The organism is Nocardioidaceae bacterium, from assembly GCA_018672315.1.
In the GTDB taxonomy this organism is placed as follows: Bacteria; Actinomycetota; Actinomycetes; order Propionibacteriales; family Nocardioidaceae; genus TYQ2.
Genome location: CP076053.1, coordinates 78,699 through 97,568 on the forward strand (window position 1 = coordinate 78,699; position 18,870 = coordinate 97,568).

17 protein-coding genes and 4 tRNA genes are annotated in these 18,870 nt (G+C 71.5%); 8 read left to right on the forward strand and 13 right to left on the reverse strand.

Annotated elements, in window-relative coordinates:
* Positions 1-5 precede the first annotated feature (5 nt).
* The 6 genes from KLP28_00385 to thrS form a co-directional block, all read right to left on the reverse strand.
* Positions 6-554, reverse strand: a complete 549-nt coding sequence (locus KLP28_00385) for an HIT domain-containing protein (GenBank protein ID QWC86706.1) — start codon at positions 552-554, stop codon at positions 6-8.
* Positions 555-601: 47 nt separating this feature from the next.
* Complete coding sequence (locus KLP28_00390) at positions 602-1,306, reverse strand: TetR/AcrR family transcriptional regulator (protein QWC85290.1); 705 nt, start codon at positions 1,304-1,306, stop codon at positions 602-604.
* A 51-nt stretch (positions 1,307-1,357) separates the two neighbouring features.
* Positions 1,358-3,085 (reverse strand): FAD-dependent oxidoreductase, encoded by a 1,728-nt coding sequence (locus tag KLP28_00395; protein ID QWC85291.1) that lies wholly within the window; start codon positions 3,083-3,085, stop codon positions 1,358-1,360.
* Positions 3,086-3,104: 19 nt separating this feature from the next.
* Positions 3,105-4,118: a diiron oxygenase gene (locus KLP28_00400; GenBank protein QWC85292.1), complete on the reverse strand. Its 1,014-nt coding sequence runs from the start codon at positions 4,116-4,118 to the stop codon at positions 3,105-3,107.
* Positions 4,119-4,499: 381 nt separating this feature from the next.
* Positions 4,500-5,462: a GldG family protein gene (locus KLP28_00405; protein QWC85293.1), complete on the reverse strand. Its 963-nt coding sequence runs from the start codon at positions 5,460-5,462 to the stop codon at positions 4,500-4,502.
* 26 nt (positions 5,463-5,488) lie between these two features.
* Positions 5,489-7,495 carry a threonine--tRNA ligase gene (gene thrS / locus KLP28_00410; protein QWC85294.1) on the reverse strand — a complete coding sequence of 669 codons (2,007 nt, stop codon included), beginning with the start codon at positions 7,493-7,495 and terminating at the stop codon, positions 5,489-5,491.
* Positions 7,496-7,671: 176 nt separating this feature from the next.
* Between thrS and KLP28_00415 the strand changes: the two genes are divergently transcribed.
* Together KLP28_00415 and KLP28_00420 are read left to right on the forward strand one after the other, a co-directional pair.
* Complete coding sequence (locus KLP28_00415; GenBank protein ID QWC85295.1) at positions 7,672-9,774, forward strand: sulfatase; 2,103 nt, start codon at positions 7,672-7,674, stop codon at positions 9,772-9,774.
* Positions 9,771-11,762, forward strand: coding sequence for a sulfatase (locus KLP28_00420; GenBank protein QWC85296.1), 1,992 nt, complete (start codon positions 9,771-9,773; stop codon positions 11,760-11,762). The genes KLP28_00415 and KLP28_00420 overlap by 4 nt, the downstream gene beginning before the upstream one ends.
* Before the next feature lie 71 nt (positions 11,763-11,833).
* On the opposite strand, the gene KLP28_00425 is transcribed toward KLP28_00420, so the two are convergent.
* Positions 11,834-11,905: transfer RNA gene (locus KLP28_00425), tRNA-Val, on the reverse strand.
* 296 nt (positions 11,906-12,201) lie between these two features.
* Between KLP28_00425 and KLP28_00430 the strand changes: the two genes are divergently transcribed.
* On the forward strand, positions 12,202-12,648 hold the full coding sequence (locus KLP28_00430) for an SsgA family sporulation/cell division regulator (protein ID QWC85297.1): 447 nt from the start codon (positions 12,202-12,204) through the stop codon (positions 12,646-12,648).
* Between the two features lie 117 nt (positions 12,649-12,765).
* Here KLP28_00430 and KLP28_00435 read toward each other — a convergent pair whose 3' ends face one another.
* Complete coding sequence (locus KLP28_00435; protein ID QWC85298.1) at positions 12,766-13,614, reverse strand: aminotransferase class IV; 849 nt, start codon at positions 13,612-13,614, stop codon at positions 12,766-12,768.
* 111 nt (positions 13,615-13,725) lie between these two features.
* Here KLP28_00435 and KLP28_00440 point away from each other — a divergent pair.
* The 5 genes from KLP28_00440 to KLP28_00460 all read left to right on the forward strand — a co-directional run bounded on the left by KLP28_00440 (position 13,726) and on the right by KLP28_00460 (position 15,208).
* Positions 13,726-13,798: transfer RNA gene (locus tag KLP28_00440), tRNA-Gly, on the forward strand.
* Positions 13,799-13,829: 31 nt separating this feature from the next.
* A tRNA-Cys gene (locus KLP28_00445) sits at positions 13,830-13,900 on the forward strand.
* Position 13,901: 1 nt separating this feature from the next.
* Positions 13,902-13,976: transfer RNA gene (locus tag KLP28_00450), tRNA-Val, on the forward strand.
* Between the two features lie 409 nt (positions 13,977-14,385).
* A complete protein-coding gene (locus KLP28_00455) occupies positions 14,386-14,781 on the forward strand; it encodes a hypothetical protein (GenBank protein ID QWC85299.1) in 396 nt (131 codons plus the stop codon).
* 52 nt (positions 14,782-14,833) lie between these two features.
* Complete coding sequence (locus KLP28_00460) at positions 14,834-15,208, forward strand: DoxX family protein (protein ID QWC85300.1); 375 nt, start codon at positions 14,834-14,836, stop codon at positions 15,206-15,208.
* Positions 15,209-15,220: 12 nt separating this feature from the next.
* Here KLP28_00460 and KLP28_00465 read toward each other — a convergent pair whose 3' ends face one another.
* From KLP28_00465 to KLP28_00485, 5 genes are read right to left on the reverse strand one after another with little or no spacing between them, the layout of a single operon-like run.
* Positions 15,221-15,361 carry a hypothetical protein gene (locus KLP28_00465; protein ID QWC85301.1) on the reverse strand — a complete coding sequence of 47 codons (141 nt, stop codon included), beginning with the start codon at positions 15,359-15,361 and terminating at the stop codon, positions 15,221-15,223.
* Positions 15,358-15,912 carry a PGPGW domain-containing protein gene (locus tag KLP28_00470; GenBank protein ID QWC85302.1) on the reverse strand — a complete coding sequence of 185 codons (555 nt, stop codon included), beginning with the start codon at positions 15,910-15,912 and terminating at the stop codon, positions 15,358-15,360. The genes KLP28_00465 and KLP28_00470 overlap by 4 nt, the downstream gene beginning before the upstream one ends.
* Before the next feature lie 27 nt (positions 15,913-15,939).
* On the reverse strand, positions 15,940-16,695 hold the full coding sequence (locus KLP28_00475; GenBank protein QWC85303.1) for a potassium channel family protein: 756 nt from the start codon (positions 16,693-16,695) through the stop codon (positions 15,940-15,942).
* Positions 16,696-16,697: 2 nt separating this feature from the next.
* Positions 16,698-17,747, reverse strand: coding sequence for a potassium channel family protein (locus KLP28_00480; GenBank protein ID QWC86707.1), 1,050 nt, complete (start codon positions 17,745-17,747; stop codon positions 16,698-16,700).
* A 45-nt stretch (positions 17,748-17,792) separates the two neighbouring features.
* Positions 17,793-18,857, reverse strand: a complete 1,065-nt coding sequence (locus tag KLP28_00485) for a YihY/virulence factor BrkB family protein (protein ID QWC85304.1) — start codon at positions 18,855-18,857, stop codon at positions 17,793-17,795.
* Between the last annotated feature and the right edge of the window lie 13 nt (positions 18,858-18,870).

Consider the following 18,870-nt stretch of genomic DNA (forward strand, 5'->3'; position numbering starts at 1 on the left):
TCAGGCTAGGGCACCGACGCCTCTCCGCCGTCCTGCCACGCCTCGGCGAGCAGGTCGCGGGTGTCGCCCAACAGCTCAGGCAACGTGCGCGTGCCGCCGATCACCGGCAGGAAGTTCTGGTCGCCGCCCCAGCGGGGCACGACGTGCTGGTGCAGGTGCGCGGCGATGCCCGCGCCGGCCACGGCGCCCTGGTTCATGCCGACGTTGAAGCCGTGCGCGCCGCTGACCTCACGGATCGTACGCATCGCCGCCCGCGTCAGCAGCGTCATCTCGTACGCCTCGGCGTCGGTGGTGTCGGTGTAGTCGGGGATGTGACGGTAGGGGCAGACGAGCAGATGACCCGAGGAGTACGGGTAGAGGTTCAGCACCGCGTACGCCACCTCGCCCCGGTGCACGACGAGCCCGTCGCGGTCGTCGCGCTCGGGGATGCGGCAGAAGGGGCACTTCTGCTCGTCGGGATCGTCGGGACGGTTCTCGCCCTTGATGTACGCCAACCGGTGGGGCGTCCAGAGACGCTCGAGTGCGTCCGGGTCCCCGACGCCCTCCTGCTCCACCGTGCCCGCCGACCAGGTGTCGGGCTCGCTGTCACGACCGTCGGCGCTCACTCGTCGACCCCCAGGAGCTGCTCGACGGGCACGTCGGGGTCGAGGTCGAGACCGAGCCGGGTCGTGAAGCCGCCGAGGATGTGCCACACCGTCTCCGTCGTCAGGTCCACGAAGACCTCCCGGTCGGGCTCGCGCACGGGTCGGAACGCCCACCGGCGCACCGCACCGAAGACCATGCCCACGATGCCGTGCACGAGCGGGTCCATCGCCGCGGCCTCGTCCTCGGAGAGGTCGACCTCCAGGAGCGCCACCGCCGCCTCGATGACCGCGCTGACCTGGCCGGCGATGAACTCCAGCCCCCGCTGCAGGGGCCCGGACCCGTCGGGTGAGGTGTCGATCTCGACGAACTGGTGCAGCGAGGGGTTCTGCACGGCCCACCCGACGTAGGTGTCGAGGATGCGTCGGATGATCTCGCGCGCCGTGCCTCCCTCGAGGCTGACGCCGGGCAGCAGGTCGCGCCACAGACCGTCGAGGATCTCGGTCTGCACGGACCGGTCGAGGTCGGCGCGGTCGTCGAAGTGCCGGTAGAGCACGGTGCGGGACAGCCCGGCGCGCTTCGCGATGTCGGCGACGTGCACCTCGCTGCCGGGCGCGTTGTCGTTCAGCTCGGCGATCGCGGCCGTGAGGATCGCGGTGCGGCGCTCGGCGTTGTGGCGCTCCCACCGCAGCTGGCGGCCGTCGGTCGCACGCTGCGTCGCCATCGCCGCCTCCTCCGCACTGGTCCGCGCCCGCCTGGCAGGCGCGCGTACGGCTCAGCGGAGCTGTCGGCGCCTCCCGGACAACCTGCCCCGGGCTCGGGAAGCGTACTCGGAGCCGCCCTCGGGGCCCCCGCCGGCGATCGAGCGCTGGGCGGCAAGGTCGGTGAGCGGCAACCGCGGCACGCCGTGCTCCCGCCCGTGCGCCGCCTCGGCCCCGGCGATGCGCTGCCAGCCGGCGAGGTCGACCGGGCGTACGCCGCGCGAGGCCAGCAGGCCCTCGACGCCCGGGGAGACGGGGTCGGGCGTCGCCGCCGCGTCGAGGTCGTCGAGCAGGCTGCTCACCGTGTCCTCGGCATCGGCCTTGTTGGTGCCGAGGAAGCCGCTCGGTCCTCGCTTGATCCACCCCGCGACGTACGTGCCGGGGTTCACGCGGCCGTGCTCGTGCGGCACGGTGCCCGACTGCTCGTCGAACGGCAGACCGGCGACCGGGCGGCCGCGGTAGCCCACCGAGCGCAGCACCAGACCGCACGGGATGACCTCGGTCGCCCCGGTCGGCTCCGCGCGCGTCCGCCCCTCGGCGTCGGTGACCAGACGGGTGGTCTCGACCTCGATGCCGCCCACGCGCCCCTCCCCGGTGAGTCGCACCGGGGAGGTGAGGAACCGCAGCACCAGCCGCTTCGCTCCCGGCCCCGGGGCGCAGTCGGCGAACCCGGCCAGCAGTGCCGCCGTCTCGCCCTCGCCGAGATCGGCACCGCGGGCGTCCACGCGGACGTCGATCGCACCGCTCTGAGCCAGGCCGAGCAGCCCGACGAGCTCCGGCACCGTGAACGCGGCCTGGGCAGGTCCGCGGCGCCCGAGCACGACGACCTCCTCGACGGCCGAGGCGGTCAGGGCCTCGCGGGCCGACAGCGCCATGTCGGTGCCGGCCAGCCGGTCGGCGTCCGAGGCGAGCAGCCTGGCGACGTCGAGCGCGACGTTGCCGTTGCCGACGACCACGACGCGTCCCTCGGGCAGGGCGCCGGCGTCGAGGCGTACGTCGTGCTGCTGGTGGTCGGGATGGCCGTTGTACCAACCCACGAAGTCGGTCGCGGCCATCGAGCCGTCGAGGTCCTCGCCCTCGATGCCGAGGCGGCGGTCGGTGCTCGCGCCGACGGCGTACACCACGGCGTCGTACGCGGCCGCGAGCTCGTCGTGCGTCAGCGCCGCCTCGCCCGACTCGACCTGTTCCGGCGAGCCCACCGCGACGTCGAGCAGGTAGGAGAACCCCGGGAGCTGCTCGACGTGGGCGAAGAGGTTCGAGACCTGGCGGGTCGTGAGGTGGTCCGGCGCGACGCCGGCGCGGGCCAGCCCGTACGGGGTCGGCAGGCGGTCCAGGACGTCGACGCGGACCTCGGGGTGCTTGAGCAGCTCGTCGGCCGCGTACATGCCGGCCGGCCCGGCTCCCACGACCGCGACCCGGAAGGGGCCCTGCCGCCGGAGCCGCCGCTGCGGCGGCACCGGAGCGATCTCGGCCCGGTCGGCGTGCGGGAACGCGTCGTAGTAGGAGGCGTTCAGGTCGAGGAACGGCTTCTCGGCCGCCGTCAGCTGCGTGTGCGGCTTGATCGCGTCGACCGGGCACGCCGTGGCGCACGCGCCGCAGTCGACGCAGGCCTGGGGGTCGACGTACACCATCTCGGCCTCGGCGAAGCCGGGCTCACCGGGTGCGGGATGGATGCAGTTGACCGGGCAGGCGACGACGCACGAGGCGTCGGCGCAGCAGGACTGGGTGACGACGTACGGCACGCGCTGGCCCCCGGGCCCGTCAGGCCGCGGCGGAGGCGGGCTCGGAGCGGAACCGCGAGGCGGGACCGTCGATGCCCAGCGCACGCCACACGCGGCGGGCGGCACGGTTCATCAGGCCGGTCTCCTCGGTCAGCATCCGGACGTCGCCGAAGAGGTCGCGGAGGAACTTCTCGCCCTCCGGGCTCTTCCAGTACAGGTCCTTCACGACCTTCTTGGGGATGCCCAGGTCGCGGCGCATCTGCTTGTTGGGCACGAGGATCTCGTCGCAGAGCACGCGCATCACCACGGGGATCATGATGCTGAGCAGCGCGCGCTGGGGGCGGTTCAGGAGCGGCGCACGGTAGGAGAGGTACTCGTGCGCGAACCCGATGTGCCGCGCCTCCTCGGCGATGTGGATCTGCATGATGCGACGCAGCAGCGGGTGCTGCATCTCGCCCTGGCGCAGCATCTGCTTCTGCATGTGGTCGATCGGCTCCTCACCGGCGAGCACGCCGAAGAAGAAGCCGAAGGGCAGGTAGCGCGCAGCCAGGCTCAGGAACGGGCCGGAGCCGCGGAACCACGGGGAACCGCCCTGCACCGGCAGGCCGGTGCGGTTCACGAACTCCTGGAACATCTGGGTGTGGTGGCACTCCTCGGTCGCCTCGTGCGTGGCGTACCGGAACTCCGGGCTGCCGTTGGGGCGGGTGAAGGCGTAGTTCATCAGGCCCGAGATGAGGATCTGCTCGAACTGCAGCCCGACCTTGACGATGTTGGCCTGGCGGTAGAGGCCGATCTCGATCTGGCGCTCGCGGGAGAGCGAGCGGTACCAGTCCGAGCCGCCCAGCGGGTCGGCCGCGGGCAGGATCCAACGAGGGTCCGTCGGGTCGACCGCGTAGGAGGGGTCGTCCCAGGCGATGTCCTTGAACGCGTCGAAGTGCATGTCGACCGAGCCCTGCGACAGCGTCGCCAGCCGGGTGTCGAAGGCGGCGCGGCGGTCGGCGTGGCTCGCGCGCTCGTGCTGGTCGATGGTGCGGATCTCGCTCGTGACGGTCATGGTCACTCCCTGGGTCGCAGGTCCACGGTCGGTGTCTCCGCGAGCAGGTTACCGCGACATGGCGTCCGCAAACAGGGTTAGCGCGACGTTGTGTCGCATAATTTTCCTGCGCCGGGGCGTGCCTCGTCGCCGCAGACCCGCTTGTAACCCCATGTTGTGGCGGCCTCGACGGTCGCCGGGGCCGTGCGGAGCGACCACACCACCGTCGAAGATGCATCGTCTGGTCGATCCGAGGCCGATCCGAGCGCGATCGCGTACGCCACTGCTCGCACGCGCCCGCAGCTCGACTCCGACGGTGTTGTTGCTGCTCCGCGCGGCGCCGGGGCCGCGCGAAGCGCCCAGAACATGGGGTTACATGGGGGCGGGGTCGCCCGCGCGCGGTCACCCGACGAGGCGGGCCAACCAGTCGGTGCCGTTGAGCGCCCACGCCTCGTTGGTGTCGCGCGGATCGGAGAAGTTGGCGTACAACCGGTCACCGGGGTCTCCGGTGCCGTCGTCGACTGGTGAGGAGTCGCCCCACAGCAGCAGGCGACCCTCCCCGACCTCGCTGCGCGCGAGAAAGCAGCCGGTGTCCCCCGCCGGGTCCACGGCATCGCGGTACAGGAGGCACGCGGCCGCCGGGTTCGCACCCCGGTCGATCGTCGAGGTGGTCCCGCCGCGCAGGATCGACGACTCCGCCCTGCCCCACGCACCGTCGACCACCGGGTGGTCCTCGGCCCCGGCAGCGACGTTGTCGGTGTTCTCGGAATCGATGTCGGCGACGTCGATCGACAGTCCGGTCGCCAGGCCCCGCTCGGCGAACGCGTCCAGCAGCTGTGCCCCGACACCGACGGAGTCGATGCCGTCCGCGTCGCGGTCGGAGTCGGCGTGGTCGACGATCAGGAACAGCCCGCCTCCCCCGCTGACGAACTGCACGACCGCCCGCCGCTCGGCCGGGGTCAGCGAGCGGTTGGGCTCCGGCAGCACAAGCACCTCGACCTTCGCGAGGTCGAGCCCGTTGCCGACCTGGCCGTGCGTCAGGGGCCGCCCCGGCGGGTTGGTGGCCAGCCGGTAGGTATCGGGACGCCCCGCCAGCGCGACCCCCCAGGCCGACAGGCCGCCCGTCCAGTCCGACTCCTCGACGGGCGCCGGGTCCTCGGCGAGCGGGTCCGGCATCACTGCGGAGATCACCCAGTCGGCGTTGCCCGCCTGCTGGCCGCGCGCGGCGTCGAAGAGGACGCGCGCCGGCTGCCCGGTCGTTCCCGCGTCACGGTCCGGCGCCGTCTCGTCGCCGCCCAAGCCCGTGCCGAGCGCGACGCCGACGGCGGCGACCGCGGCGGCCAGACCCACAGACGCTGCCTTCACGCCGACCGCCATGTCGCCGTCCCGCCTCAGACCTGCACGCGGTCGCGCACCGCCTCGACCACGCGGCGTACGGCCTCCTCGAGCAGCACCCCGTTGTCCTGGGTGCCGTCGCGGTAGCGGAAGGAGACCGCGCCGGCCTCCGCGTCCTTGTCGCCCGCGATGACCATGAAGGGCACCTTCGCGATCTGGGCGTCGCGGATCTTCTTCTGCATCCGGTTGTCGGAGTCGTCGACCTCGACGCGTACGCCCTGCTCGCGCAGCCGCGCCACGAGCGGCTGGAGGTGCTCCAGGTGACGCTCGGCGATCGGGATCGCCTGCACCTGCACCGGAGCGAGCCAGGGCGGGAACGCGCCGCCGTAGTGCTCGGTGAGCACGGCGACGAAGCGCTCGATGGAGCCGAAGAGTGCGCGGTGGATCATCACCGGTCGCTGCTTGGAGCCGTCGGCGGCCGTGTAGGTCAGGTCGAAGCGCTCGGGCAGGTTGAAGTCGAGCTGGATCGTCGACATCTGCCACGTGCGCCCGATCGCGTCGCGCGCCTGCACCGAGATCTTCGGCCCGTAGAACGCGGCGCCGCCCGGGTCGGGCACGAGCTCGAGGCCCGAGCCGGTCGCGACCTCCTCGAGCGTGCGGGTCGCCTCCTCCCAGGTGGCGTCGTCACCGACGGACTTCTCCGCGTTCTTGGTCGACAGCTCCAGGTAGAAGTCGTCGAGTCCGTAGTCGCGCAGCAGGTCGAGCACGAAGGTCAGCAGCTGGGAGAGCTGCTCCTTCATCTGCTCGCGGGTGCAGTAGATGTGCGCGTCGTCCTGGGTGAAGCCGCGGGCCCGGGTCATGCCGTGCACGACGCCGGACTTCTCGTAGCGGTAGACGGTGCCGAACTCGAAGAGCTTGAGGGGCAGCTCGCGGTAGGACCGGCCCCGGGCGTCGAAGACGAGGTTGTGCATGGGGCAGTTCATCGGCTTGAGGTAGTAGTCCACGCCGGGCTTGTCGCCGGCGGGGTCGAGCTGCATCGGGGGGTACATGCCGTCGGCGTACCAGTCGAGGTGGCCCGAGACCTCGAAGAGCCGCCCCTTGGTGATGTGCGGGGTGTTCACGAACTCGTAGCCGGCCTCCTCGTGACGGCGGCGCGAGTAGTCCTCCATCTCCTTGCGCAGCCGGCCGCCCTTGGGGTGGAAGATCGCCAGGCCGGAGCCGATCTCGTCGGGGAAGCTGAAGAGGTCGAGCTCACGACCGAGCCGACGGTGGTCGCGCCGCTCGGCCTCCTCGCGGCGGTGCAGGTAGTCCTCCAGCGCCTCCTTGGACTCCCAGGCGGTGCCGTAGATGCGCTGCAGCTGCGGGTTCTTCTCGTCGCCGCGCCAGTACGCGGCCGCGCTGCGCATCAGCGTGAACGCCGGGATCCGCTTGGTGGTCGGGACGTGCGGTCCGCGGCACAGGTCCTTCCACGCCACGGACCCGTCGCGCTTGAGGTTGTCGTAGATCGTCAGCTCGCCGGCGCCGACCTCGACCGAGGCGCCTTCGGCGACCTCCTCGCCGGAGGTCCCCGAGGCGCCCTTGAGCCCGATCAGCTCGAGCTTGTACGGCTCGTCGGCCAGCTCCTCGCGCGCCGCGTCGTCCCCCACCGGTCGGCGGGAGAACTTCTGCCCCTCCTTGATGATCTTGCGCATCCGCGTCTCGACCTTCTCCAGGTCCTGCGGCGTGAACGGTGTCGCGACGTCGAAGTCGTAGTAGAAGCCGTCCTCGACCGGCGGACCGATGCCGAGCCTCGCCTCGGGGAAGAGGTCCTGCACGGCCTGCGCCATCACGTGGGCGCAGGAGTGGCGCAGGATGTCGCGCCCGTCCGCGGAACCCATCGCGACGCCGACCACGACGTCGCCGTCGGCCAGCTCGTGGGAGAGGTCGCGCAGGTCGCCGGCGACCCGTGCCGCGATGACGTCCGCGTCGTCGCGGAACAGCTCCCACGCCCGTGTGCCCGGCTCGACCTGGCGCTGCTCGGTCTCGCCGTCGGCGGTGGTCACGGACACGGTCAGCTGCGACACGGGGAGGGCTCCTGGGTGGTGGTGGACGCCTGGACGGCGCGCCGCGATGCTATCGGCAGGCTGTCGGCAGGTCGCAGCGGCTGATCCGCCGTACCGGAGGACCGATTGCGACGTTTTGTCCACGCTGGGTTTGATTGTCCTGCGGCGATGCGTGCCGCATGTCACGATGAGGCACCATGCGCACCCTTCCCCCTCTCGGGCGCTCGGACGGCCGTCCGGCGCGTGTGGCCACCGCAGGCCTCGTCGGCCTGGCGAGCGCCTTCGCCCTGGTCACCGCCGTGGACGGTGAGCCGACCCGGACGACGCAGCCGTCGCTGCGCCTCGTCGACTCCGCCGTGGTCGAGAGTCCCGACGACGCCCCCGACGATGCCAGGGGTCCTCACGCGATCACCCGGGTCGAGGTCGACAACGACGGCCCGCGGGTGCGCGTCCGCGCCGAGCACGAGGGGTCCCGCTGGCGCGGGACCGTCGCCGTCGAGCTGCGGGTTCCCGGCGAGGGTCGTACGCGGGTCGCTCGCCGCGGCACGACGTACGTCGCCGAGGTGCGCCACGCCCCCGGGCAACGCACCACGACGACCTCCTACCCCACCGCCCGGCCGGCGCGTACGCAGCCGTGGGGCTGCTTCGGGGCGCGCGTGCGCTCGAAGCCGAACGCCCGCACCACGGTCGTGGACGTGCCTCGTGCGTGCCTCGACGGCGCCGAGCGGGTGGCGGTGCGCGTGGTGGCGACCACGGCGACGGGCCTGGAGTCCGTACGCCGCACCAAGCTCGTGGCGCAGCAGTCGCGTCCGAACATCCTCTTCTTCATGGTCGACGACATGCGGGCCGACGAGATCCAGTGGATGCCGCGCACCCGTGCGCTCATCGGCGACGAGGGCGTGACCTTCGAGAACGCGTTCTCGACCTACCCGCTGTGCTGCCCTGCCCGCGCCTCGGTGCTGACGGGCCAGTACGCCCACAACCACGGTGTGCTGGGCAACAAGAGGCCGTACGGCACCTTCGCCCTCGACGACGACGCCACGATCGCGACGTCGCTGCAGGAGGCCGGCTACCGCACCAACTTCATCGGCAAGTACCTCAACGGCTACGGCAGCACCCAGGAGGAGGGCGGCAAGGGCTGGATCTACTACCGCCCGCCGGGCTGGACCCAGTGGCGCGCCTCGCTCACCGGCGGCCTCCCGCGCGAGCACCCGAAGGCCGGCGGCAGCTACCGCTTCTTCGACACCACCCTGTCGGTGAACGGGCGCCGCCTCGACAACTACCAGGGTCGCTACCAGACCCGGGTGTACGGGCAGCTCGCCGCCCAGCAGATCCGTCGCGACGCCGACAAGGCCGACCCGTTCTTCACCTGGGTCTCCTTCGCGGCGCCCCACGTCGGGTTCCCCCGTGAGCCCGACGACCCGCAGGCGGTCGTCCGGGAGGACGGCAGCCTCGCCTACTTCCCCACCGCGGTGCGTCCCGGCGACGTCAAGGGGATGTTCGACGACCTCATCGTGGCCGGTCCGGGTTCGGACTGGGAGGACCCGGACCGCAGCGACCAGGCCCCGGAGCTGCAGTCGATCCAGCCGCTCAGCGACGCCGAGCGCGAGGCGCTCACCGTGGTGGCACGTCAGCGGGCGGAGTCGCTGGAGGTCGTGGACCAGCAGGTCGCGCGCGTCCTCACCGCGCTCGAGCGCACCGGCGAGCGGGAGGAGACCCTCGTCGTCTTCGTCTCCGACAACGGCTACCTGCTCGGGGAGCACGGCATCCGCGAGGGCAAGATCCTTCCCTACGAGCCCGCCCTGCGCGTCCCGGTGCTCATGTCCGGCCCGGAGATCCCCGCCGGGGAGGTCCGCGAGGACCCCGTGACGCTCACCGACCTGGCCCCGACCTTCGTCGCCCTCGCGGACGCCCGGCGACCCGTGCCGGCCGACGGGCGGTCCGTACTGCGGGTCGCCCGGCGCGGCGACCGCGGCTGGACCCGCGGCCTGCTCACCGAGACTGGCCCTGAGTCCGTCGTACGCGGCTCCGACGAGGCGGGTGACCCCCTCACCGACGAGGCCGTCGGCGACGACCCGCGCTACCTGCTGGGCGTCCGGACGCGCGAGTACCTCTACACCAAGCGTGACAGCGGATTCGAGGAGTTGTTCGACGTGAGTGTCGACCCCCGTCAGTACGTCAACCTCGTGGGCGACCCCGCGTACGCCGAGCAGCTCACCGCGTTGCGGGACCAGCTGCGAGCGCTCCGGGCCTGTGGCGGCAAGGACTGCGCCGTGCCGCTCCCGGCGGTGCTCCGATGAGCCGGCGGGCTGCAGCAGCCCTGGGCGCGTTCGCGTTGAGCGGCGCGATGGTCGTCCAGGGCGCGGTCCCCTCCAGCGCCGACACGGTGAGACAGCGTCAGTCCGAGGGCGAGGGTCCGCACGCGGTCGTACGCACCGTGGTGGACAACGACGGCCCTCGCGTCGGCGTGACGGTCAAGCACGCGAGGGCGGCCTGGGACGGCCAGGTGCGTCTCACCATGAGGGTTCCCGGCGAGGAGGCCGGTTTCATCGCCGAGGTCCGGCACGGCGTCGGGCCGGAGCGCGGACGCCTGCGGTTCTCCGGCGGCAAGCCGTGGCGTTGCGGCAAGGCGTCCCTGTCGTCCCCCGACCGTTCGCGCACGACGACGCTGAGCGTGCCGCGTCACTGTCTCCGGGGTGCCTCGACCCTCGAGGTCGACGTGCGGGTCCGCAACCGCGACGGTGGCGTGTCCACCGCCTCGGTCGGACCGGTCGCGCAGCAGTCGCGGCCCAACATCGTCATGATCATGGTCGACGACATGCGGGCCGACGACCTGGAGTACATGCCGCTCACGCGACGTCTGATCGGCGACAAGGGCGTGACCTTCGACAACGGTCTCGCGCCCTACCCGCTGTGCTGCCCGGCCCGCGCCTCGGTGCTGTCGGGCCTCTACACCCACAACCACCGCGTCTTCAGCCACGTCGAGCCCTGGGGTTTCAACAAGTTCGACGACGAGTCGACGATCGCGACGTGGCTCGACGACGCCGGCTACACCACGACGTACGTCGGCAAGTACCTCAACGGCTACGGCAACCAGCCCGAGCCCGGTGCGACCACGGGGACGTCCGCCCGCTACGTGCCGCGCGGCTGGGACGACTGGAAGGGGTCGATCGACGGGGGGCTGCCGAAGAAGCACCCCGCGTACGGGTTCACCTACTCCTTCTACGACACCACGCTGAACAACAACGGGCGCGGGTTCGTCTCGAACGAGGGCAGGTACAACACGTACGTCATCGGCCAGGAGGGTCGCAAGCAGATCCGGAGGTCGGCGAAGCGGGAGGCCCCCTTCTTCTCCTACATCTCCTTCGTCGCGCCCCACTTCGGCAACCCGACCGAGCCCGACGACCCGGGCCCCATCACCGATGACTCCGGGGAGACCCGTCGGTTCCTGACCGTCGCCCGTCCGCCGAAGGTGCGGGGCATGTTCGACGACACCGTCTTCGAGGCGCCCGGCGTCTTCTGGGACGACCCGGACGACTCCGACCGGGCGGACGAGCTGGCCGACAACCCCGACCTGAACGCCGCCGAGATCGACGGCCTGCTGACCGTGCACCGCCAGCGGCTGGAGTCGCTGCACGTGGTCGACCAGGAGGTCCGCAAGATCGTGCGTGAGCTCGAGCGGTCCGGCGAGCGGGAGGAGACGATGATCGTCTTCACCTCCGACAACGGTTACTTCCTCGGCGAGCACGGCGTCCGTCAGGGCAAGACACTGCCGTACGAGCCGTCCCTGCGCGTGCCCCTGCTGATGTCGGGTCCCGGCATCCCCGCGGGTCAGCGGCGGCAGGACCCGTTCCTGTCGATCGACTTCGCGCCGACGTTCGCCGACCTCGCCGACGTGCGGATGCCGTACGAGCCCGACGGCATCTCCCTCCTGCCGTCCGCCCAGATGGGCGACCGCGGGTGGAACCGGCCGGTGCTCACCGAGACCGGACCGGCCTCCACGGTGCGCATGTCGACCGAGGACGGCGACCCGATCGTCCCCGGCGGTATGGACACACCCGACAACCGGTTCATCATCGGCATCCGGACGCCGCGATACCTCTTCACCGACCGGGCCACCGGGTTCGAGGAGCTCTACGACCTCCGGGCCGACCCGAACCAGTACGACAACGTCGTCGACGAGCTCGGCTACGTGCTGGTGTCCCAGGAGATGCGCCGCACGCTGCGCGAGCTGCGGGCGTGCGACGGGAAGCAGTGCCGGCCACGCCTGAGCCCGCTGCTGCGCTGAGGCGTCGGAACGTCTCGACGACGAAGGCCCGGCACCTGCAGAGATGCAGGTGCCGGGCCTTCGTCGCGCGGTGGGCGATACTGGGTTCGAACCAGTGACCTCTTCGGTGTGAACGAAGCGCGCTACCACTGCGCCAATCGCCCGAGCACGTCGAACATTAGCGCACGTCCCCGGCCCGTTCTCACCTGGGGCTCGGGTGCTGCGACGTGCTCCGTGACGTCGTCACGCGACTGTGACTAGACCGCCCTAGACCGTTCGGGGGGTGACCCGTCCTCCCTGCGGATCGGGCCGAACACCCCCACGAGACCCGTTCACGGATGAAGCGATCGTCCAGACCGGCGAGTCCTTTACCTCACACGACCGTCACCACGGCGCGGGTCCCTCGTTCTAGTCCTCGACACAGGCCAGCTCGGTCACACCGCTTCCAGGGGGAAACACCATGTCGTTCCGCAGCCAGGACCGCCGCACCGGCACCGACGCCACGACCGTCGCCCGCCGTATCCACCTCGACCTGATCGACGGGATGGGGCGCAGTATCGACCTGACCGCCGGCTTCGTCTTCGACGCCGCCGACCCGTACGCCGTCACGCTCACCTTCTACACCGACGGTCCGGAGGTGACCTGGAGCTTCGCCCGCGACCTGCTCGCCACCGGTGTGCGCGAGCCCGCGGGCACCGGCGACGTGCACGTGTGGCCCTCGGTCGACCGCGACGGACGCCCGGTCACCGTGATCGAGCTGCAGAGCCCCGGCGGCCAGGCACTCCTGCAGGCGCCCACCTCCGACATCTCCGCCTTCGTCACGGCGACCCAGTCCGTCGTCCCGGCCGGCGAGGAGTCGGCCCACCTCGACCTGGACTCCCTCGTCGACGCGTTGCTGGCCGTCTGAGGCCATCGACCCGCTGCCGCGCTGGTCGGACTTCTCGGCAGCATCCCCCTCACGGAGCGTCGCAGGCCCTGTGCCTGCGACGCTCCGTCGCGTCCGCCCGACGACGTCGGACGCGGGTCAGCCCCGGTGCCCGGGTGCGCGGGACGCCCACACCCTGATGGCGTGGCGTACGACCTCCCCCGGCGGCACCGGTCGACCGTCGACCGCAGTGACCGCCTGCACGTCGCGGAACGTGGAGGTCAGGAAGACCTCGTCGGCCTCGTGCAGCACCTCCAGCGGGGCGTCGACCTCGACGACCGGCACCGCTCCGTCCTCCCGCAGCCACGTGAGGGCCAGGGCCCGGGTGACCCCGGCGAGGCACCCGGAGACCAGCGTCGGCGTACGGATCTCGCCGTCGACGACGTAGAAGACGTTCGAGCCCGTGCCCTCGCACAGCAGGCCGGCAGTGTTCCCGAAGACAGCCTCGGCGGCCCCGGCCTGACGGGCACGGCGCAGGGCGAGCACGTTCTCGGCGTACGACGTGCTCTTCACCCCCGCGAGCGCCCCCTGCTCGTTGCGGCGCCACGGCACGGTCACCACCGGCGCGGCAGCAGGCTGCGGTGCCACGGGGCCGTGCACGACCGCGTACGTCGGTGGACCGTCGCCCCGGTCGGACCCCATCGGGGCCTCCCCGGCGGTGTACGTCAGTCGCAGCCGCGCCAGCGGGGTGGTGCCCTCGGTGGCGGCCTCGCGGGCGAGCAGCGCGTCGATCGCCTCCCTGAGGAGGCTCGTGTCGGGCGTCGGCATCTCCATGGCCGCGGCGGATCGCAGCAGCCGGTCGAGGTGCTCGCTCAGCGCGAAAGGGGAACCGTCGTAGACCGCGACGGACTCGAAGATCCCGTCCCCCACCGTGAGGCCGTGGTCGAGCAGGCTCACCCGCGCCAGCGAGGCGTCGTCGTGCAGCTCGCCGTCGAGCCAGGCCCTCATGGGGCGACCTTAGACCCGCGGCGCGCCAGGTCACCCCCCGGTTTGCGGCCCGGAGCGGATCGGCTATGGTTTCACCCGCACGCACAGCCGGTCAGCCGGTGAACGTGACAAGCGGACGTAGCTCAGTTGGTAGAGCGCAACCTTGCCAAGGTTGAGGTCGCGAGTTCGAGCCTCGTCGTCCGCTCGGAGAAGGCCTGTCAGGGCCCTCCCCACCTGGTGGAGTGGCCGAGAGGCGAGGCAACGGACTGCAAATCCGTGTACACGGGTTCGAATCCCGTCTCCACCTCGGGCGATTGGCGCAGTGGTAGCGCGCTTCCTTGACACGGAAGAGGTCACTGGTTCAAACCCAGTATCGCCCACCATCCGAACCCGCTGAGCCGCTCGTCGGCCCGGCGGGTTCGTCGTTCCGGGCCTACGATCGCCACCATGGTCGCCACCATCAACCGTCGAGGTCCTCGCAGCATCACGTCCGCCGCTCCCGCAGTCCTCGCCGCCGCGGCGCTGATCGGATCCCTCGCAGCCTGCTCGACGACCGAGCCGGCGCCTGGCGCGGTCCCTGAGGCGTCCCAGGGCGCATCCCGGGGCGCATCCCAGGGCGCATCCCAGGGCCCCTCTCAGAGCGCGTCGACCTCTGCGCCCTCGGCGTCTTCCGAGCCGTCCGCGAGCTCCCAGCCCTCGGCGGCTCCGACGGCGGAGCCCGACCCCGCCTTCGCGGGAAGCACCACGCCCGGCGAACGCAGCACGTCCGCCGGGTCGGGACCCTACGACCTCGTGCTCACCGACGTACGCACCGGCGGCCAGGAGGGCTACGACCGCGTGGTCATGGAGTTCCGCGGATCGGCCGTCCCCGGATTCCAGGTGCGCTACGACTTGAACCCGCGCCTGGAGGGCAGCGGCGATCCCGTACGCCTCGACGGCGGCGCCGCGCTGGTGGTCACCGCCGACCGCACGACGTACCCGGGAGAGGGCTCGGACTACTACGCAGGGCCGAACCGCCTCGACGGTCCTGGCGGGTCCGTGACCGACGTCGTGGTCGGCGGCACCTTCGAGGGTTACACGGACATCTACGTCGGCGTCGCCGACGAAGCACGGCCGTACCGCGTCTTCACGCTGACCGATCCCCCGCGCGTCGTCGTCGACGTCGCCGCCTCCTCAAGCGAAGGCTGACCCGGCGACCCGGCAGGTTTCCAGCACGCGGCAACGCTGGCATGGTCGGGGCATGAACGTCGTCGCCTGGATCCTCTCCGCCGTCCTCGCCCTCGCCTTCGTCGCCGCAGGCTCGATCAAGATCCTCCGCTCCAAGGAGCAGCTGCTCGAGGACCCGCGGTTCGCCTGGGCCGAGGAGTTCTCCCGCAGCCTCGTGACCTTCATCGGTGTCGCGGAGGTGCTCGGCGCGCTCGGGTTGATCCTGCCGTGGGCGCTGGACATCGCCCCGGTGCTGACACCGATCGCCGCGCTCGGGCTCGCCGGCACCATGGCCGGCGCCCTGGTCACCCACGCCCGACGCAACGAGCTGAAGGAGACGGCGCTGCCGACGGTGGTGTTGGGCGTGCTCGCCCTGGTCGTCGCAGCGATCCGGTTCGCGCAACTGTGACCGCGGCGGGGCTCAGGCCTCCGCGCCGAACAACCGCGGGATGAGCGACAGCGCCATGAAGGCCGCGAACGCGATCAGCACCATCAGCAGCGCCAGCCGCAGCCGTCGGCGACGGCGCTCGGGGGTGGAGGCGGGATCCGGGTCGGTCTTCACGATGCTCTGTCCTCCACGGGGTCGGCGGGCCGGTCGGCCCCGGCGTCATGCGCGTCGAAGTCGGTGTAGCCGCTGTCCTCGGCGGTCTTGCGCTGCGCCCGCTCGAGTCGACGCCGGCCTTCCTCGCCGCGGTAGTTCTTGTAGCTGTAGACGATCGTCGCGAGGGCGATGAGGGCCGACGCGATCATCGTGGCGCCGGCGGACCAGCCGCCCATGAGCCAGAAGCGGTCGGCGACAGGCCACCACGTCGGGGCCTCCGGGCCGAGCCCCCAGAAGAAGCCCGCCGCGGTCAGGAAGACGACACCGAAGAGCGAGACCGCGATGCGTCCCCACGACGACACCGAGTCGGCGGCGGTCTGCAGGGCGCGTACGCGGACCGGCGCGAGCCGCTTCTCGGCCCAGTCGTACTGCGTCGCGAGCAGCGCGAGGCCGGCGAACAGAGCCAGCAGCCCCGGGCCCGGCAGCACCAGGGCGGCGATGCCGACGACGACCAGTGTCCAGCCGAGGCCCTCGATGAGGATGCGCTTGAGCCCACGACCGACGTCTGCCATGAGTCAGAGTGTGGCGTACGCGACCAATCAGCCGCGGTCGCCGCGCGAGGAGAGGTGCTGCCGGACGTGCGCCAGCTCCTGCAGCACCTGGGCCAGCTCCTCGCGCAGCTCGCCCTGTCGCGCGTCGTCCTCGGCCTCCAGCTCGGCCTCACGCTCCTCCCCCACCTGACCGACCAGCCAAGCGGCCACCGTCGCGGTGAGGGCACCGATCAGCGCGACCCCGAAGACCATCAGCCCCAGCGCCACCAGACGACCGGTCACCGTGATCGGGAAGAAGTCGCCGTAGCCCACCGTGGTGACGGTGACGCACGCCCACCACAGGGCGTTGCCGAAGCTCGTGATGTTGGCGCCCGCGGCGTCCTGCTCGGCGTCGAGCACGGCCAGCGCACCGATGAGCACAGCGATCACCGCAGCCATCCCGATGTAGGTCGCCGCCCGGCTCGCGGCGTGCGCCGCACCACGGTTGATGACGCGCACGAACACCAGCAGCTGCAACAGCCGCAACGGCCGCAGCATCGGCAGCACCACGATCGGCACCTCGTACCAGTGCTGTTTGAAATACCTCAGGCGGTCCCGGGACACCGCGAGCCGCACGCCGTAGTCGACGACGAAGGCCATCCAGGTGCCCCACACGACGTACTCCAGGAGTCGTTCGGTGCTGCTGGAGAGACCCTGGTCGACCACCTGCCACGCGTACGCCGCCACGAAGACGACCGCGAGGACGAGCATCGGGATCTCGACCGCCGACTCCCAGCGCTCGCGCCTGCTGACCTGGGCGCTCATGATCAGTCCTCCTCGACTGCGACGTCCTCCTGGTGCGTGCCCGGCCGCGCCGCCCACGGGGCCTCCTTCGCCGGGCGTACGACGATCAGCTTGTCGCCGCGGGCCAGCTGGGTGACCACGGGGTCGAAGTAGCGGTGCACCCGCCCGTCACGGACGACGGCGATGACCTGGTCGGGCAGGTCCTGGGGCTGCTTGCCCACCTCGCGGACGAGCAGGTCGCGCTCGGCGACCTCGAGCCCGTCGCCGGAGGACAGGAGGTCGTCGAGCACCGACCCGAGCTGCGGGCTGATCGTGGACAGACCCACCAGCCGGCCGACCGCGTCGGAGGAGGTGATGACCTGGTCGGCGCCCGACTGCCGAACCAGCGCGATGTTGTCCTCCTCGCGCACCGTCGCGACGATCCACGCGGCGTCGTTGAGCTCGCGGGCGTTCAGCACGGCCAGGATCGTGGAGTCGTCGCGGTCGGTGGTGATGATGACCTGCTGCGCGCGGTTCACGCCGGCCCGGCGCATCACCTCGCGCCGGGTGGCGTCGCCGGTCACGACCGCGATGCCGTCACCCTGGGCGTCCGCCGCGGCCTCGGTGCCGGGGTCGACGATGACGAGCTGGTCCTGCTCGATGCCGTTGCTCATCAGGGTCTTCACCGCCGACCGACCCTTCGTGCCGTACCCGATGATCACGGTGTGGTCCTTCAAGGTTCTCCTCCAGCGCTGGATCTTGAAGCTCTCGCGGCCCTGCGCGGCCAGCACCTCGATCGTGGTGCCGATCAGCAGCACCAGGAAGCCGATGCGGAACGGCGTGATCACGAAGGCGTTGATCATGCGGGCGGTGTCCGTGACCGGTGAGATGTCGCCGTACCCGGTCGTCGACAGCGTGACGGTCGTGTAGTAGATCGCGTCCATCAGGCTGACCGTGCCGTCGGCGGAGTCGCCGTACCCGTCGCGGTCGATGTAGACCAGCAGCACGGTGGCGACCAGGATCGCGGCGGCCGCGGTCAGGCGCCGGCTCAGCTCCCACCACGGCGAGCGGCTCGGCGTCGGCAGGGTGACCATGTCCAGGTCGGGCCGCTCGAACGTCTCCTTCGCCACCGGTCGAACCTAACCGGTGCGGTCGCGTCGCAGCCGCACCGGCGCGGTGCGCAGCCGACGGATCAGGTCGGCGCGGGCCCGGCTGGTCGTCTCCTCGGGCCAGACCTGGTCCACCGCCGCGTTCACGGCGGCACCGATGAGCACCGCGATGCTCAACAGGTAGAGCCACAGCAGCACCGCGATCGGCGCGGCCAGCGGACCGTAGATGCTCGTCGACCCGCCCGCGGTCGCGGAGATGACGCTGCGCAGCACGTACGAACCCCCCACCCAGACCACGAGCGTGAACGCCGCCCCCGGGAGGTTGAGCCACCACGACGTGCGCACCGGCACCGACAGGTGGTAGAGCAGCGCCAGGAACACCGTGACGAGCACCAGCAGCACCGGCCAGTAGAGCGAGACCAGGGCGCCGAGCTCGGTCGGGAGCACCTCGCGCACCAGGTCGGGCCCCGCCACCGCGAGCGGGAGCGCCGCCACGGCCAGCACCATGCCGATCAGGTAGAGCGTGAACGACAACGCGCGCGTGGACACGATGCCGCGCTGACCGCCCAGGCCGTACATGATCGTGATGGTGTCGATGAAGACGTTCAGCGCGCGCGAGCCCGACCACAGCGCCAGCACGAAGCCGACCGAGATGACGCCGTAGCGCCCGCCCCCGGTCAACACGTCGTCGAGGATCGGCGCCACCACCGTCTGCACCGCGGGCTCGGTCAGGGCCCGGCCCGCGGCGTCCATCGCCGAGTCCCGCACGGCGTCGAGCTGGGCCGCCGGGAAGTTGTCGAAGACGTACCCCACCGTGCCGGCGAGCGCGAAGACCAGCGGCGGCAGCGACAGGATCGCGAAGAACGCCGCCTCGGCCGCGAGCCCCGTGACCCGGTTGCGCATGCAGATGCCGACCGTGCGGACCACGACCGACCAGAGCTGGAGCACGCGGTGGCGAAGCCCCTCGGGTGCGCGTGGTCGTGCCGCCCGCACCGCCCCCTGCACGGTGCGCCCAGCGCGGCCGGTGCGCCCAGTGCGCCCGGTGCGCCCGAGACCGCCCGAGGGCAGGGGCGTACGCGTGTCGGGCACCGTCATGACGCCTACGCTA